Annotated in this window: 17 protein-coding genes; 12 read left to right on the forward strand and 5 right to left on the reverse strand. The window is 67.3% G+C overall.

The annotated features are described in order from the left end of the window. Positions 1-74 precede the first annotated feature (74 nt). Both ACFFU4_RS12215 and ACFFU4_RS12220 read right to left on the reverse strand, forming a co-directional pair. Positions 75-1,010, reverse strand: a complete 936-nt coding sequence (locus ACFFU4_RS12215; RefSeq protein ID WP_377070047.1) for a hydrogen peroxide-inducible genes activator — start codon at positions 1,008-1,010, stop codon at positions 75-77. A gap of 43 nt (positions 1,011-1,053) precedes the next feature. Further along, positions 1,054-2,169 (reverse strand): DUF6456 domain-containing protein, encoded by a 1,116-nt coding sequence (locus ACFFU4_RS12220; RefSeq protein WP_377070048.1) that lies wholly within the window; start codon positions 2,167-2,169, stop codon positions 1,054-1,056. 251 nt (positions 2,170-2,420) lie between these two features. On the opposite strand from ACFFU4_RS12220, the gene ACFFU4_RS12225 reads away from it, so the two are divergent. After that, on the forward strand, positions 2,421-2,795 hold the full coding sequence (locus ACFFU4_RS12225) for a DUF6477 family protein (protein WP_377070049.1): 375 nt from the start codon (positions 2,421-2,423) through the stop codon (positions 2,793-2,795). Here the strand turns inward: ACFFU4_RS12225 and ACFFU4_RS12230 are convergent. Beyond that, complete coding sequence (locus ACFFU4_RS12230) at positions 2,702-4,249, reverse strand: trimethylamine methyltransferase family protein (protein ID WP_377070050.1); 1,548 nt, start codon at positions 4,247-4,249, stop codon at positions 2,702-2,704. The genes ACFFU4_RS12225 and ACFFU4_RS12230 overlap by 94 nt on opposite strands. 238 nt (positions 4,250-4,487) lie before the next feature. Between ACFFU4_RS12230 and guaA the strand changes: the two genes are divergently transcribed. The 9 genes from guaA to ACFFU4_RS12275 all read left to right on the forward strand — a co-directional run bounded on the left by guaA (position 4,488) and on the right by ACFFU4_RS12275 (position 12,937). Next, positions 4,488-6,059: a glutamine-hydrolyzing GMP synthase gene (guaA, locus tag ACFFU4_RS12235; protein WP_377070051.1), complete on the forward strand. Its 1,572-nt coding sequence runs from the start codon at positions 4,488-4,490 to the stop codon at positions 6,057-6,059. After that, a complete protein-coding gene (locus ACFFU4_RS12240) occupies positions 6,050-6,322 on the forward strand; it encodes a putative quinol monooxygenase (RefSeq protein WP_377070052.1) in 273 nt (90 codons plus the stop codon). Before guaA ends, ACFFU4_RS12240 begins: the two co-directional genes overlap by 10 nt. Beyond that, complete coding sequence (locus ACFFU4_RS12245) at positions 6,319-7,215, forward strand: DMT family transporter (protein ID WP_377070053.1); 897 nt, start codon at positions 6,319-6,321, stop codon at positions 7,213-7,215. The genes ACFFU4_RS12240 and ACFFU4_RS12245 overlap by 4 nt, the downstream gene beginning before the upstream one ends. Before the next feature lie 139 nt (positions 7,216-7,354). Then, positions 7,355-8,518: an OmpP1/FadL family transporter gene (locus tag ACFFU4_RS12250; protein WP_377070054.1), complete on the forward strand. Its 1,164-nt coding sequence runs from the start codon at positions 7,355-7,357 to the stop codon at positions 8,516-8,518. A gap of 124 nt (positions 8,519-8,642) precedes the next feature. After that, positions 8,643-9,506 (forward strand): ATPase, encoded by an 864-nt coding sequence (locus ACFFU4_RS12255; RefSeq protein WP_377070055.1) that lies wholly within the window; start codon positions 8,643-8,645, stop codon positions 9,504-9,506. 20 nt (positions 9,507-9,526) lie between these two features. Further along, positions 9,527-10,471: a homoserine O-acetyltransferase MetA gene (metA, locus tag ACFFU4_RS12260; RefSeq protein WP_377070056.1), complete on the forward strand. Its 945-nt coding sequence runs from the start codon at positions 9,527-9,529 to the stop codon at positions 10,469-10,471. Between the two features lie 3 nt (positions 10,472-10,474). Further along, positions 10,475-11,434: an alpha/beta fold hydrolase gene (locus ACFFU4_RS12265; RefSeq protein ID WP_377070057.1), complete on the forward strand. Its 960-nt coding sequence runs from the start codon at positions 10,475-10,477 to the stop codon at positions 11,432-11,434. A gap of 38 nt (positions 11,435-11,472) precedes the next feature. Further along, entirely contained in the window at positions 11,473-12,354 is an 882-nt protein-coding gene (gene ppk2, locus ACFFU4_RS12270) for a polyphosphate kinase 2 (protein WP_377070058.1), read from the forward strand. After that, positions 12,347-12,937 carry a TetR/AcrR family transcriptional regulator gene (locus ACFFU4_RS12275; protein ID WP_377070059.1) on the forward strand — a complete coding sequence of 197 codons (591 nt, stop codon included), beginning with the start codon at positions 12,347-12,349 and terminating at the stop codon, positions 12,935-12,937. Before ppk2 ends, ACFFU4_RS12275 begins: the two co-directional genes overlap by 8 nt. Here ACFFU4_RS12275 and ACFFU4_RS12280 read toward each other — a convergent pair. Continuing rightward, the gene (locus ACFFU4_RS12280) at positions 12,892-13,689 is read right to left on the reverse strand and encodes a DUF2189 domain-containing protein (protein WP_377070060.1); all 798 of its coding nucleotides are present in this window, start codon (positions 13,687-13,689) and stop codon (positions 12,892-12,894) included. The two genes, ACFFU4_RS12275 and ACFFU4_RS12280, sit on opposite strands and share 46 nt — an antisense overlap. Positions 13,690-13,755: 66 nt before the next feature. Continuing rightward, positions 13,756-14,193 carry a PaaI family thioesterase gene (locus ACFFU4_RS12285; RefSeq protein WP_377070061.1) on the reverse strand — a complete coding sequence of 146 codons (438 nt, stop codon included), beginning with the start codon at positions 14,191-14,193 and terminating at the stop codon, positions 13,756-13,758. A gap of 58 nt (positions 14,194-14,251) precedes the next feature. Between ACFFU4_RS12285 and ACFFU4_RS12290 the strand changes: the two genes are divergently transcribed. Continuing rightward, the gene (locus ACFFU4_RS12290; RefSeq protein ID WP_377070062.1) at positions 14,252-15,037 is read left to right on the forward strand and encodes an enoyl-CoA hydratase; all 786 of its coding nucleotides are present in this window, start codon (positions 14,252-14,254) and stop codon (positions 15,035-15,037) included. Further along, complete coding sequence (gene trmFO, locus ACFFU4_RS12295; RefSeq protein WP_377070063.1) at positions 15,034-16,398, forward strand: methylenetetrahydrofolate--tRNA-(uracil(54)-C(5))-methyltransferase (FADH(2)-oxidizing) TrmFO; 1,365 nt, start codon at positions 15,034-15,036, stop codon at positions 16,396-16,398. Before ACFFU4_RS12290 ends, trmFO begins: the two co-directional genes overlap by 4 nt. Position 16,399 lies beyond the last annotated feature (1 nt).

The raw sequence follows: 16,399 nt of genomic DNA on the forward strand, positions 1-16,399 counted from the left end.
AGTGCCGCGTCGCCGCGTGCCGGTATGCGTCTGGATCAAAGGTGCCATCGCCCCGTTAACCAGTGCGCTGTTGTTCAGCGGTCCGCGTCCCCGTTGGCGCGGGCCGTCGCCAGCAGCGCCTCGCCGGCGTCGCGCAGTACCTGCGCGAGATCGTCGAACCAGTGCGCCTCGCCCGCGCCCCGCCGACGGACCAGCGCCACGCGGCGGACCGGCTCGGGCGGCTTGAAACGGCGCAGCACCAGCCCCGGCGCGGCGCGCGCCTCGGTGGGCGCGGCGATCTCGGGCATCAGCGTCAGGCCGAACCCCGCCGCCACCAGTCGCGACAGCGTGCCCAGCGACGAGGCGCCGGTGTCGATCTGCGCGTGCCCCCTGCCCCGACCGCAGACCTCGAGCGCCTGATCGGTCAGGCAATGCCCGTCCTCCAGCAGCAGCAGCGGGTTGCTGCCCAGCTCCGTCGGGTCCGGCACCGTCTCTCCGAGCGCGGCAAGGCGCGCGGCGCTGCCCGCCAGCAGGAACCGGTCCTCGAAAAGTTCCGCGGCCTCGAGGTCGTCGCCCGGCAGCGGCAGCGCCATCAGCGCGGCGTCGATCCGGCCCGCGCGCAGATCGGCGGCCAGGTCCTCGGTGCGCGCCTCGCGCACCCGCACGTCGAGCGCGATGTCGCGCGTGCGCAGCGCCGCCAGCGCACCGGGCAGGATGTAGGGGGCGATGGTCGGGATGATCCCCAGCGCCAGCTCGCCCGACAGCCCGTCATGCCAGCGCGCGGCCTCCGACAGCGCCTGCATTTCGTCGAGCACACGCCCGGCATGGTGCAGCACGCGCCGTCCGAAAGGGGTGAGCGCCACATCGCGGGCGCGCCGCTCCACCACCGGCGCGCCGAGCGTGGTCTCCAACTCGCGGATCTGCACCGAGAGCGCGGGCTGCGAGACGTTCATCGCCGCCGCCGCGCGCCCGAAATTGCGATGTTCGGCGAGCGCGCGGAAATAGCGAAGCTGGCGTAGGGTGATGGTCATGCCTGCATGATCGGGCGTGCCCGGTCCGGGCGCAAGGGGGCGATCAGCCGATGAGGCCCGCGCCTTCGCCCAGCCGCTCGTAATGGCGCCGGAGCCGGTGAAGCGCGATCCGCAGCACGATCTTGCCCGAGCGGGCGGACCAGCCCATCTTTTTCTCTGCGGTTTCCAGCCCCTCCAGATAGCAGCAGCAGCGCAGCGCCACGTCGCCCAGCCCCGGGCCAAGCTCGCGCAACGCGCCGATGAGGCGTGCATGCGCCGCCTCGGCGCCAAAGCCCGGCGCATCGGGCTGCGTCGCGGGGTTACTCGCCTGGCTGAGAAAGTGATCCCAGTTCTGCGCCATGCGCGGGGCCATCTGCGCCAGCTCGAAATCCTCGCGCAGGCGCTCGCCCGCGCTGACGAGACCGGGGTCGAGAAACCGCTCACCGCCCTTGTCGCGCCGCCGCGCCAGCGCGGCGAGCGGTGTGTCGCCGGGGGCGAAGCGCGCGGCCCGTCGGCCCTGGGCGGGATCGCCGCCCGCATCCGCACCGTCGAGAACGGCCTGCGCGCGCAGGCCGGAGGCGGCGTTCTCCTCCTCGGCGAGCAACTCGCCCAGCATCGCGCGACCGCGTGCGGTGACGTGATAACGCGAGATGCGGCCGGGATTGTCGCAGGCGATCCAGTCCTTGAGCGCCAGCGCCTCGGCCACCTCGCGGTCGACGACGGCGGTGCGCGTCGGCTCGCCGGTGCCAGTGTCGCGCACCACCACGGCCTTGTCCATCCCGGAGGCCACGGCCAGACGCGCGCCGGTCTCGCACAGCCGGCGCAGCACGCGCCGCGCCTCGCGCCGGAGCCGCACGGCGCTGAGCGTGGTGCCATCGCCATCGGTCGGGCTTTTGGATAAGGGTGTCATGGGGACCTCCGAGAGTGGGGAACCGGGTGTCCTTGCATGACCGAGGATATCTCCTAGCCGCCGCAACGCATCATCCACCAGCAGATCGTCGCGCCGCGTCTCGAACGCCCGGATCTGTCGCAGCACGGTCGAGGCATGCCGCCCCGACCGCCGCGCCAGAGTCCGGATCGACGCGCCGCTCTCGATATGCGCCAGGTAGTGGACCGCGGCCTCGGGCACCCAGGACGGCACCCTTGGCAAGGTGGGTTTGGTCAGAAGCTGCTGTTGCATCGCGGGTCCCCGATTTGCGGCCTGCGGACCCGCCAGGGCAACGTGACAGGTTGTCCACAGGCTTATCCACATGGTCGGATCAACTTAAACGTGCAAATATTACCGGTTCGTTAACTGTTTCCAGAAATTAAACTTTTGTTGCCAAACTATGAACAATACCTGTCCCGGCCGTGCGCTGCACCGCGTCCGCGCGCAACACGGGGCCGCGTCATGCCACGGTGGCCGGGCATGTCGAAAAGGGAGTGCGATCAATGCAGGACATTCACCGGGTGCTGGGCGCGCTGCGCCGTCCGCCGCTTCTCGTGCGCGCCGCGCGGCTGGGGGCGTCAGCCTACAACCGGGGCGCGTCGCTGCCGCGGCTCATCGGGCCGGGGCCGCTGCCCGCGCCGGCAGGGGCGCTGGCCCGGTTGATCGAGATCGAGCGCGCCCAGGACACGGCGCGCCGTGACGGCGCGGCCACCTGGCGCGCCGCCGACCATGTGGCGGTGCTGATCGCGGTGATGGGCGAGGCGCGGCTTCTGGACCGGCAGGCTCAGGAGAACGCGTCGGGCATCGCCTCCTTGCGCCGCGCCACGAAATCGCCGAGTGCCTCGTTGATCGCAGGGTCGAGCGCGGGCTGCTGGTAGTCGCCCAGCAGCTTCTTGACCCGCGCGTTGGCCAGCGCCATCGTGTCGCGCCCGCCCTCGTCGATCCAGGTCTCGTAAGGCTTGTAATCGAGCAGGTCCGAGCGCCAGAACGCGGTCTTGAAATTGGCGTGGGTATGGGCGCAGCCAAGGTAATGGCCGCCCGGCCCGACCTCGCGGATCGCGTCCATCGCCTGGCCGTTCTCGTCCATGTAGACGCCTTTCGCGAGGTGATGCAGCGTCCCGAGCTGGTCGGCGTCCATCACGAATTTCTCGAACGAGGCGACCAGCCCGCCCTCCAGCCAGCCGCAGGAATGCAGCATGAAGTTGACGCCTGCCAGCAGGCCGACATTGAGGCTGTTGGAGGTCTCGTAGGCGGCCTGCGCGTCGGGCAGCTTGGAGCCGTTGAACGACCCTGCCGAGCGGTACGGCAATCCCAGCCGCCGGGCGATCTGGCCCATGCCATAGGTGATGTGCGCAGCCTCCGGCGTGCCGAAGGTGGGCGCGCCGCTGTTCATGTCGATCGAGGTGACAAAGGCTCCCGCGATCACCGGCGCGCCGGGGCGGACGAGCTGGGCATAGGCGATGCCCGCCAGCACCTCGGCCAGCACCTGCGTGAGCGTCCCGGCCACCGTGGTGGGCGCCATCGCCCCGCCGACGATGAACGGCGAGATGATGCAGGCCTGGTTGTTGGACGCGTAGACTTCGAGCGAGCCCATCATCACGTCGTCGAAGGTCATCGGCGAGTTGACGTTGATGAGGTTGGTCATCACCGTGTTGTCGCGCACGAAATCCTCGCCAAAGAGCAGCCCGGCCATGTCGACGCTGTCCTGCGCGCGGCTGGGCTCGGTGACCGAGCCCATGAACGGCTTGTCCGACAGCGTCATGTGCGCGTGAAGCATGTCGAGGTGGCGCTTGTTGACGGGGATGTCGGTCGGCTCGCAGACGGTGCCGCCGGAATGGTGCAGCCATTTGGACATATAGCCCAGTCGCACAAAGTTGCGGAAATCCTCAAGCGTTGCGTAGCGGCGACCGTTCTCCATGTCATGCACGAAGGGCGGGCCGTAGATCGGCGCGAGCACGAGGTTGCGGCCGCCGATCTCGACCGAGCGGGCCGGGTTGCGCGCGTGTTGGGTGAATTGCGACGGCGCGGTGGCGATGAGTTGCCGTGCAAGACCCCGCGGCAGCCGCACCCGCTCGCCCTGCACGTCCGCGCCCGCCTGCCGCCAGCGCTCGAGCGCGGCGGGATTCTGGACGAAATTGACACCGATCTCTTCGAGCACGGTCTCGGCGTTGTGCTCGATGATCTCGAGCGCCTCCTCGCTCAGGATCTCGAAGTTGGGGATGTTGCGCTCGATGAAGCGCGCCGTCTCGATGCTGACGGCGCTGCGCTCCGCGCGGCGCGCGGCCCCGCCACCGCCCCGTGCCCGCCTGCTGCGCGCTGATGCTTCCGCCATGAGTGCCCCCTATGTGTTCGTGCCTGTCCACGCAAACCGTCCAGCCCGCGTTCGAGCGGGTATTTGTGCGTTTTTAGCTTGTTGCCTGACGTGTCCGGTGGCGTATAGCGGCGCGTTGGGGGGAAAAGCGACATCGTTACCCCGTGCGAGCGCGACACGCGGACAGGCCCGCGCGCGATGCGGGGCGGGCATCCTCTTGCTCTTGCACCGCCGGGGCGCGCGCACTACTAGGCTGGCCATGAGCCAGCCCATGCATGACCGCCTCCTGATCATCGACTTCGGCAGCCAGGTGACGCAGCTTATCGCGCGCCGCCTGCGCGAGTTGAACGTCTATAGCGAAATCCACCCCTACCAGAACGTGACTGACGCGCTTCTGAGAGAGATCGCGCCGCGCGCGATCATCTTTTCGGGTGGCCCCGACAGCGTGACGCGCGCCGGAAGCCCGCGCCCGCCGCAGGCCGTTTATGACCTTGGCGTGCCGATCCTCGGCATCTGCTACGGCCAGCAGGTGATGATGCAGGACCTCGGCGGCCGCGTCGAGGCCGGCGAGCACGCCACCGCCGAATTCGGCCGCGCCTGGGTCACGCCCACCGGGCTGCAAAGCGAATTGATCGAGGGCTGGTTCACCGATGCCGCGGGCCGCGCGCAGGTCTGGATGAGCCATGGCGACCATGTCTCTGAAATTGCACCGGGATTCGAGGTTCTGGGCACCTCGCCGGGCGCCCCCTTCGCCATCACCGCCGACCGCGCGCGGCGCTACTACGCGGTGCAGTTCCACCCCGAGGTGCACCACACCCCCGACGGCAAGCGGCTCTACGAGAATTTCGTCAAGCTGGCCGGGTTCAAGGGCGACTGGACCATGGGCGCCTATCGCGAAGAGGCGATTGCCAAGATCCGCGCGCAGGTCGGCGACAGCCCGGTCATTTGCGGCCTTTCCGGTGGCGTCGATTCCTCGGTCGCGGCGGTGCTGCTGCACGAGGCGATCGGCGATCAACTGACCTGCGTTTTCGTCGATCACGGCCTCTTGCGGCAGAACGAGGCGGCCGAGGTCGTGACAATGTTCCGCGACCACTACAACATCCCGCTGATCCACGCCGATGAATCAGAGCTGTTTCTGGGTGAGCTTGACGGCGTAAGCGACCCGGAAACCAAGCGAAAGATCATCGGGCGCCTGTTCATCGACGTGTTCCAGAACCACGCCAACGAGATCGAGGGCGCGGAATTTCTGGCGCAGGGCACGCTCTACCCCGACGTGATCGAAAGCGTCAGCTTCTCGGGCGGTCCGTCCGTCACGATCAAATCGCACCACAATGTCGGCGGCCTGCCCGAGAAGATGGGCCTGAAACTGGTCGAGCCGCTGCGCGAGCTTTTCAAGGACGAGGTCCGCGCGCTTGGCCGCGAGCTGGGCCTGCCCGACAGCTTCATTGGCCGCCACCCCTTCCCCGGCCCGGGCCTCGCCATCCGCTGCCCCGGCGAGATCACCCGCGAGAAACTCGACATCCTGCGCCGCGCCGACGCGGTCTATATCGACCAGATTCGCAAGCATGGGCTCTATGACGAGATATGGCAGGCGTTCGTCGCCATCCTTCCGGTACGCACCGTCGGCGTGATGGGCGACGGGCGCACCTATGATTTCGCCTGCGCCCTGCGCGCCGTCACCTCCGTCGACGGCATGACGGCGGATTACTACCCGTTCAGCCACGATTTCCTCGGCGAGACCGCGACCCGCATCATCAACGAGGTCAAGGGCATCAACCGCGTCACCTACGACATCACCTCGAAGCCGCCGGGCACCATCGAATGGGAGTGATCCGCCTTACCGGCACGCTGACATGTGCCCGCGATGACGCGCATGCCGTGCGCGCCGCCCTGCCCGACCATATCCGCCTCAGCCGCGCCGAGCCGGGGTGCCTGTCGTTCGACGTGACCGAGACCGCGCCGGGCGTCTTCACCGTTGCCGAGCGCTTTGCCGACCGCGCCGCCTTTGACGCCCATCAGACCCGCACCCGCGCCAGCGCGTGGTGGCAGGCCACGGGCCATATGGCACGCGATTTCACGCTGACCGAGGAATGACCCTGACAGCCACCTCGCAAGGCACCGACCCCGCCGCCGTGCTGCGCGCCGGGCTCTGGATGCTGGGCGCGGTCCTGTCGTTCTCCTCGATGGCGGTGGCGGGGCGCGTGGTCAGTTTCGAGCTCGATACATTCGAGATCATGATGTACCGCAGCATCGTGGGCTTTGTCCTCGTGCTGACCGTCGCCCGCCTCACCGGTCATTCGCGCAGCATCACCACCCGCTCGCCGGGCCTGCATCTGATCCGCAATCTCAGCCATTTCACCGGCCAGAACCTGTGGTTCTACGCCATCACCACGATCCCGCTTGCGCAGGTCTTCGCGCTGGAATTCACCGCGCCGCTCTGGGTGCTGGTGCTGTCGCCGCTGGTCCTGGGCGAACGGATGACGCCGGTGCGCGCACTCGCCGCCGTCATCGGCTTTGCCGGCATCCTGATCGTCGCGCGCCCGGGGGCCGAAACGGTCAACGCAGGCACCCTGGCCGCCGCCGCCGCCGCCATCGGATTCGCCGGCTCGATCCTCGCCACCAAGCGGCTGACCCGCACCGAGACGCTCGCCTGCATTCTCTTCTGGATGACGCTCACGCAGATCGTCTTCGGCCTGATCTGCGCGGGGCTCGACGGCGATATCGCCCTGCCCTCGCCCGCCTCGCTGCCGTGGCTTTTCGTGATCGGCTGCGCCGGGCTGATGGCGCATGTGTGCCTGACCACCGCGCTCTCGATCGCGCCCGCCACCGTGGTCACCCCGGTCGATTTCATGCGCCTGCCGCTGATCGCGGTGATCGGCCTCATGGTCTATGGCGAGGCGATCGACGCGTTCGTGATGATCGGGGCCGCGACCATCTTTGGCGCGAATTACCTCAATTTGTGGTTTGAGACACGGAAACGTTACTGAAATACGTGTGTCTCCCGTCGAAAGTGTGTCTTGCACGCCACCGCTCGTTTCATGTGCAGCCGTGACGCGGCGTCAAAGATTGACCGGGTAAGCCGCAACGGTAGTGTGACAGGCAATTGATAATGAGGAGAGGGACATCATGAAACAGAGCGTTATCGCAATGACGCTGCTCGCAACGGCATCGGCCCCGGCCTTTGCCGGCGGGATCGAGCGGCGGGGGGACCCGTCGCAGATATTGTTCGAGGAGGGACAGAATTACGTGGAATTCAGCGTCACGTCGGTCGATCCCGATGTGAGCGGCAAGGCACGTCCCGGTACCGGGGGTGCACCATTCGGTGCCACCGGTGACATTCAGGACAGGTATCAGAATTACGCGCTCGGCTACAAGCGTCAGCTCAATGACCGGGTCGCACTCGCCTTCGTGATCGACGAGCCGGTGGGCGCGGATGTCACATACAGAGGCCCTGTTGCCTTCGGCGGCGGTCCTTTCTTCGGAACGTCCAATGCCTCGGTCGAGTCGATCCGCTACACCGGCATGGCAAAATTCAAGGCAACCGATCGCTTCAGCGTCTATGGCGGCCTGAGCTATGTCGGTCTGAGCGGCAGCCTGCTGGTCGTGTCCCCCGGCACCGGCGGCGTCACGCCAACGAACCCGCCGCCGGTACCGCCGCAGGCGCAGGGCGGACCGCGTGAAGGTCGCTACTCCCTCGCCGTGAACAAGGATTTCCAGGTCGGCTACATGTTCGGTGCCGCCTATGAAATTCCCGATATCGCGCTGCGGGTCGCCCTGACCTACGAATCCGAGACCGAGCACGAATTTGACGACAACACCGGATCGCCCTTCGAGGTCGAGCTTCCCAAGTCGCTGACGCTCCACGCCCAATCCGGCATCGCCAAGAACACGCTGCTCTTCGGCTCCGTGCGCTGGCGCGAATGGTCCGAGTTCCAGGTGGCACCCGAGGACTTCTTCTCCTTCTCCACCGGGTCCCCGGTAACCACCCCCATCGCCTTCGGAACCGAGGATATCTACACCTACCGCCTCGGCATCGGTCGCCGGTTCACCCAGAACTGGAGCGGGGCGTTCATCCTCGGCTACGAGGAGCAGACCGGCAATCAGGTCGGCAACCTCGAGGGAACGGATGGCTTTCTCAGCTATACCGCCGCCGTGACCCATACGATGGAACGGCTCGAAGTGACCGGCGCGCTGTCCTATATCGACCTTGACGACGCCGACACGTCGGTCGCCTCCTTCTCCGGCAACGACGGGTTCGCCTTCGGGCTCAAGGTAGGCATGAAGTTCTGACGCCTGTCCACCGACGCGACCACGCCCCGCCCCCTCACCGGGGCGGGGTTTTTCGTGTCCGACCCTTGCCATTCCGGCGGTGACGCCGCAGGTAAAGGCACCATCGAGAGACCGGAGCACGCGCATGATCTACGACACCGCCCAAGCCTGGATGGAGGCCCCCTGCAAGCGGGTGCTGTTCTATGGCATGTCGGGGCTGGGCAAGACCCATGTCTCGCAGATGCTGCGCGACGCGGGCGGCTGGTTTCACTACTCGATAGATTACCGCATCGGCACCCGCTACATGGGCGAGCTCATTGTCGATAACGCCAAGGCGCACGCCATGCAGGTGCCGTTCCTGCGCGATCTGCTGCTCAGCGATTCGATCTATATCGGCTCCAACATCACCTTTCACAACCTCGCCCCGGTCTCGACCTATCTGGGCAAGCCGGGCGACCCGGCCAGGGGCGGCATGCCCATCGACGAATACCGCCGCCGTCAGGAACAGTTCCGCCAGGCGGAGATCAACGCGCTGATGGATACCGGCTATTTCATCGAGCGCGCCGGACGGCTCTACGGCTATCCGCATTTCATCTGCGACACCGGCGGGTCGATCTGCGAATGGGTCGAGGGCGACGACCCCGACGACCCGCTCCTGACCGAGCTCGCGCGCCACTGCCTGCTGGTCTATATCGAAGGGTCCGAGGCGCATACCGCCGAGCTGATCCGCCGCTTCGACCGCGCGCCCAAGCCGATGGCCTACCAGCCCGAGTTCCTCGCCCGGATGTGGGAGGAATATCTGAGTGAAAACAAATGCGAAGCGGACGAAGTTGATCCTGATGCCTTCATCCGCCGGACATACGCGCGCGCCCTCGCGCACCGCCAGCCGCGCTACGAGCGGATGGCCAAATGGGGTGTCCGCGTCAGCGCCGACGAGGTGGCGCAAGCGACCGACGCCGCCCGCTTCGACGCGCTCATCGCCGATGCCATCGACCGCCGCACAGACTGACCGCCCGAGGACCGCACCCCATGCCCATCAAGATCCCCGCCGACCTGCCCGCCCATTCCGTGCTCAAACGCGAGGGCGTGATGGTGATGGATCCCGGACAGGCCGACCGGCAGGACATCCGCCCGCTGCGCATCGGCCTGCTCAACCTCATGCCCAGGAAAATCCAGACCGAGACGCAGTTCGCGCGGCTCATCGGGGCGACGCCGCTGCAGATCGAGCTCGACCTCATCCGCATGACCGAGCACCATTCCAAGACCACCGCTGCCGACCACATGGAGAGCTTCTACCGCCCCTTCGCCGAGGTGGCGGCGGCGGGCGACAAATATGACGGGCTGATCATCACCGGCGCGCCGATCGAGCATCTCGATTTCGACGCCGTCACCTATTGGGACGAATTGCGCCGGGTGTTCGACTGGACGCAGAGCCATGTGCATTCCACCTTTGGCGTGTGCTGGGGCGGCATGGCGATGATCAACCATTTCCACGGCGTCAGGAAACACATGCTGCCGGCCAAGGCGTTCGGCTGTTTCCGGCACCGCAACATGGCCCCCGCCTCGCCCTACCTGCGCGGTTTTTCCGACGATTGCGTGATCCCCGTCAGCCGCTGGACCGAAATGCGGCGCGCCGAGATCGAGGCCGTGCCGGGCCTGACCATCCTGCTCGACAGCGACGAGGTCGGCCCCTGCATGGTCGAGGACACGGGCCACCGGGCGCTCTATATCTTCAACCATTTCGAATATGACAGCGACACGCTCAAGCAGGAATATGACCGCGACATCGCCAATGCGACGCCGATCAACGTGCCGGGCAACTACTACCCCGAGGATGACCCGGCGCGCGCCCCGCAAAACCGCTGGCGCAGCCACGCGCATCTGCTCTACGGCAACTGGATATCCGAAATCTATCAGACAACCCCCTATGACAGCGCGCGGATCGGCGTGGACACCACCGACCTGCGGGCCTGAGCGATGAAGCTCACCCTCCTGCTGCTGACCGCCGCCGCACTCGCGGCGCTCACCCTGTGGAAGGCCCGCGTCCACGAGGCCCGCGCCGAGGCCGAGTGGCCGCCCCAGGGCCAGTTCGTGACCGTGGAGGGCACCCGCGTCCACGCGGTCGTGATGGGGCCCGGGGACGCCCCCGATCTGGTGCTCATCCACGGCGCCTCGGGCAACACCCGTGACATGACCTTTGACCTCGCCCCGGCGCTGGCCGGGGCCTTCCGCGTGATCGTGTTCGACCGGCCCGGTCTGGGCCATGGCGAGCGGATCGGCCGCGGCGGCGCCACGATCACGCAGCAGGCCGCGCTCTTGCAGCAGGCGGCGGCAAAGCTGGGGGCCGACCGCCCCGTCGTCCTTGGCCACAGCTACGGCGGCGCGGTGGCGCTCGCCTGGGCGGTGACGCGACCCGATGCGCTGTCGGCGCTGGTCTCGGTCGCAGGTGCCGCCAAGCCGTGGGACAGCGCCCTGCCGCCGCTCTACAAGGTGCTGTCGCACCCGGTTCTGGGGCCGCTCGCCGCGCCGGTCCTGACCGCCTGGGTGCCCGACAGCTATGTCGAGACCGCGGTATCGGAGATTTTCGCGCCACAGGATCCACCCGAAGGCTATCTCTCCCATGTCGGCACGGGGCTTACCCTGCGCCGCGAGACCCTGCGCGAGAACGCCCGGCAACGCGCCGGGCTGCTGGCGCAGATCGAGGCGCTGCACACCCGCTATGCGGAGATCGAGGTACCGGCGGAAATCGTGCACGGCACCGCCGACACCACCGTGGGCCTGTCGATCCACGCCCGTCCGCTGGCCGCCGAGGTGCCCGGCGCGACCCTCACATCGCTCGACGGCATCGGCCACATGCCCCACCACGCCGCCATGACCGCCGTGATCGCCGCCATCCACCGCGCCGCCACCCGCGCCGGATTGCACCCGCGGGACTGAGCGGCCATAGTGAACCCCCCTGACGACGAGGCCCCGGCATGGAGCTCCCCTTCGACGGCGCGATCAGCGCCTTTTACGAGAACGATGCACCACGAGAGGTGCGCGACGCCATCGCCCGCGCCGACCGCGACGAGGTGCTCGACCCCGGCTTTCCCTATTCCGAGCGGATGGCGCGCAAGGCCTATGAGCGCGAGCTTGAGCGGCTGCAAATCGAACTGGTCAAGCTCCAGTACTGGGCGCGCAGGACCGGCGCGCGCGTGGCCATCGTGTTCGAGGGGCGCGACGCGGCGGGCAAGGGCGGCACGATCAAGCGCTTTCGCGCCAACCTCAACCCGCGCGGTGCGCGGCTCGTGGCGCTGCCCAAACCCTCGGACACGGAGGCGACGCAATGGTATTTCCAGCGCTATATCGACCACCTGCCCGCCGGCGGCGAAATCGTGTTCTACGACCGGAGCTGGTACAATCGCGGCGTGATCGAGCATGTCTTTGGCTTTTGCACGCCCGAGCAGCGCGAATATTTCTTTGCCCAGGTGCCGGATTTCGAGCGGATGCTGGTGGCCGAGGGCATCCACCTCTTCAAATTCTGGCTCAACGTCGGCCGCGCCGAGCAGTTGCGCCGCTTCCTCGCGCGCGAGAGCAATCCGCTCAAGCAGTGGAAGCTGAGCCGGATCGACGTCGAGGGGCTGGCGAAATGGCCCGACTACAGCGCCGCGATCGCCGAGACGCTGGAGCGGTCCCACACCGATCACGCGCCGTGGACGGTGGTGCGCGCCGACGACAAGCGCCGCGCGCGGGTGGCCGCGATCCGGCATGTGCTGTCGCAGATCGACTACGACCGCAAGGATGCGCGGGCGGTCGGCGCGTCCGATCCGTCGATCATCGGCGGCCCCGACATCTGGCCCGACAACCTGAATGGCTAAGAAGGGCTATCATCACGGCAACCTTCGCGAGGCCCTGATCGAGGCAACCCTCACCCTCATCGTGGCCAGGGGGCCGCAGGGCTTTACCCTGTCCGGGGCGGCGCGGCAGGCGGGCGTGACACCCGCCGCCATATACCGCCATTTCGCCGGGCGCGACGATCTCGTGGCCGAGGCCGCACGACAGGGCTACGAACTCTTCGCCGCGATGCTGTCGGAGGTGGACGCGCTGCCGGGGGCGCCGCGCGTGCGGGCGATGGCGCAGGCGTATCTCGCCTTCGCCGAGCGCCATCCCGGGCATTACGTCGCCATGTTCGAAAGCGGCATAGACCTCGCCCGCCGCCCGGCGCTGTCCGAGGCGGCGGGGCGCGCGCGCGACGTGCTGCACGGCGCGTGTGACGGGATGAACGCCGATGCCGCCGAGGTGACGGCGCATGTCTGGTCGCTCAGCCACGGGGTGGTAGAGCTTTACCTGCGCAATTCCGCCGGGCTGAGCCATCCGCCCGAGGCGCGCGCGATGCTGTCGCGCGCGCTCGACACCTACCTCTCGGGGCTTGTCTCCCCCGCCGCGCAGACCAGCCGGTAGAGATGCCAAGTGGCGTGGCCCAGCAGCGGCAGCACCAGAAACAGCCCGAGAAACGCGGGCAGCAAGGCGACGAAGGTCAGCCCCGCCACCAGCGCCGCCCAGCCAAGCATCGGCACCGGGTTCTCCATCACGACCGCCAGGCTCGTCAGCATCGCGGTCACGAAATCCACCTCTCGGTCCAGCAGCAGCGGCAGCGAGATCACCGTGAGCGCATAGAGAAGCAGCGCGAAACACGCCCCCACGCCGGTGCCCACTGCCAGCATCGAGAGCCCCTCGCGCGTCAGATAGACGTCGAAGGAGGACGACACGTTGGTCATCGTCGAGAGCCCGAGGAACAGCGCAAAGATCATGTGCGCGAGAAAGAACCAGAACAGGAACACCATGACGATGATCGCGCAGATCGAGGGCAGTTGCCGCCGCCGCTGATGGGCGATCACCCCGAGGATCTCGCGCGCCGCCAGCGGGCGACCCTCGCTCAGCCGGTGGCTCACCTCGTAAAGCCCGACCGCCGCGAACGGCCCGACCAGCGGAAAGCCCACGGCGGCAAAGATCAGCCAGTAGCTCTTGCCGGTGGCCCATGTGACGCCCGCCATCGCCAGCCCGATCGCCACGTAGACCCCGGCGAACAGGATGCCGTAGCCCGGCGCACGGCGCATGTCCGCCCAGCCGCGGCGCAGCGCCTCGGCCAGCATCGCGAACCGCACCTCCCCCATATCCGGCACCCCGAAGGGGCGTATCTGCGTTTCGGTCATCGGCATTCCTCCTCTGCGCCGGCAGCGTAGCCAGCGCCGGGCCGGGCGCAAAGATCGAATTGCGAATCAGCTTTTCTCGTCGTCCCGTTGCGGCGGGATCGAATAGGTCAGGCTCGCCCGCGCCACCGGTGCCTCTGCCCCGTCCGAAAAGATCAGAACCTCGCCCACCGCCAGAACGCGGCCGACCTTGAGCAGGCGGCACTCGGCGATCAGGTCGGTGTTGGCGGCAGGCTTGCGCATGAAGTCGATGGAGCAATTGGTCGTCACCGCCAGCGCCTCGGGCCCGATCATCGCCAAAAGCGCGAGGTAGACCGCGACATCCGCCAGCGCAAAGATCGACGGCCCCGACACCGTGCCGCCGGGCCGCAGGTGCCGCTCGCCCACGGCAAGGCGCACCCGGATGCGCCGCGCGCCCACCTCCTCGATCACGAAATCCTGCGCGACCTGCGGAAATTCGCGGCCGAGGAAATGCGTGAGCTCGGCGGCGTCCATGGTGACGGTCATGCTTTTCTCCCTGCCCGGTTTCGTGCCACAATGTCCACAACACGGAAAAGGAGACAAGATGGCAATTCTCGAACGCGACGACAGCGGCGCGATTGCGCGGCTCACCATGAATTCACCCGGCAACCTGAACGCGCTCTCGGATGCGATGCTGGCCGCCCTCAGCGAGGAATTCGCCCGGCTGGCCGAGGACCGCGCAATCCGCGTCGTCACGCTCGCCGGCGCGGGTAAGGCGTTCTGCGCCGGCCACGACCTCAAGGAAATGCAGGCCGCCCGTCAATCCGAAGACAAGGGCCGCGCCTATTTCGCCGATCTGTTCTCGCGCTGCACCGCCGTGATGACGGCGATCCGCAACCTGCCCCAGCCGGTGATCGCGTCGCCCCACGGCATCGCCACCGCCGCGGGCTGCCAGCTTGTCGCCTCCTGCGACATGGCGGTGGCCGCGCATGGCACGCGCTTCGGCGTCAACGGCGTCAATATCGGGCTCTTTTGCTCCACGCCCATGGTGGCGCTGTCGCGCAACATCCCCCGCAAGCAGACCTTCGAGATGCTCACCACCGGTCAATTCATCGAGACCGACCGCGCGGCACAGCTTGGCCTCATCAACCGTGCGGTTGAACCCGCGAACCTTGAGGTTGAGACCATGACCCTCGCCGAAACCGTCGCCGCCAAGCTCGGCTCGGCGGTGCGCATCGGCAAGCGCGCCTTCTACGAGCAGTTGGAACTGGGGCTCGACGATGCCTATGCCCATACCGGCGCGGTGATGGTCGAGAACATGCTCGACCGCGACACCGACGAGGGCATCAACGCCTTCCTGCAAAAGCGCGCGCCGGACTGGCAACAATGAACGAACCGCTGCACATCGTCGGCGGCGGCATGGCCGGATCCGAGGCCGCGTGGCAGGCCGCGAATATGGGCGTGGACGTGGTGATCCACGAAATGCGCCCGAATATCAAAACCTTCGCGCATCGTACCGGCGACCTGGCGGAGATGGTCTGCTCCAATTCCTTCCGTTCCGACGACGACGAGCAGAACGCCGTCGGCCTGTTGCACTGGGAAATGCGGGCGGCGGGTGGCCTCATCATGGAGATGGCTGACCGTCACCGCCTGCCCGCTGGCGGCGCGCTCGCCGTGGACCGCGAACCGTTCGCGCGCGCGGTCACCGAGCGGCTCGTCAGTCACCCGAAGATCACCGTGCAAGCCGATGAAATCACAAAGATTCCCGAGAGCGGTCAGTGGATTTTCGCGACCGGCCCGCTGACCTCGGAGGGCCTCGGTCAGGCCATCGCCCGCGAGACCGGCAGCGACGCGCTCGCCTTTTTCGACGCCATCGCGCCGATCGTGCATTTCGACAGCATCGACATGTCCCGCGCGTGGATGCAGTCGCGCTATGACAAGGGCGACAGCGAGGCAGAGCGCACCGCCTATCTGAATTGTCCAATGGACAAAGATACTTACGAGGCATTCATCGACGCGCTCATCGCCGCCGACAAGACCGAGTTTCACGACGGCGAGGACGCGCCCTATTTCGACGGCTGCCTGCCCATCGAGGTGATGGCCGAACGCGGACGCGAGACGCTGCGCCACGGCCCGATGAAGCCCGTCGGCCTGACCAATCCACATCAGCCCGAGATCAAGCCGCACGCGGTGGTGCAATTGCGCCGCGATAACGCGCTGGGCACACTCTACAACATCGTCGGCTTCCAGACCAAGATGAAGTATGGTCCGCAAGCATCTGTTTTCAGGATGATTCCGGGATTGGAGGACGCACGGTTCGCGCGACTCGGCGGCATCCATCGCAACACCTTTCTCAATTCCCCCACGCTGCTCGACGACCGGCTTCGTCTGCGCGCGCGCCCCAATATCCGCTTTGCCGGGCAGATCACCGGGGTCGAGGGCTACGTCGAGTCCGCGGCGATGGGGCTCGTCGCCGGGCGGCTTGCGGCCGCCGGGATGCTGGGCCGCACCCTGCCCCCGGTGCCGCAAGACAGCGCGATGGGGGCGCTCATCCACCACATCACAGGCGGGGCCGACGCGAAAACCTTTCAGCCGATGAACGTCAATTTCGGCCTGTTCCGGCCCGTCGACGGTCTCAAGGGCGGGCGGCGCGGCAGGCGTGACCGCTACAAGGCCTATACCGACCGTGCCAAGGCGGCGTGGCAGGGCTGGCTCGAACACGTCCGGCACGGGGCGGAACTGGCCGTATGAC

Source organism: Roseovarius ramblicola, from assembly GCF_042430665.1.
Classification (GTDB): domain Bacteria; phylum Pseudomonadota; class Alphaproteobacteria; order Rhodobacterales; family Rhodobacteraceae; genus Roseovarius; species Roseovarius ramblicola.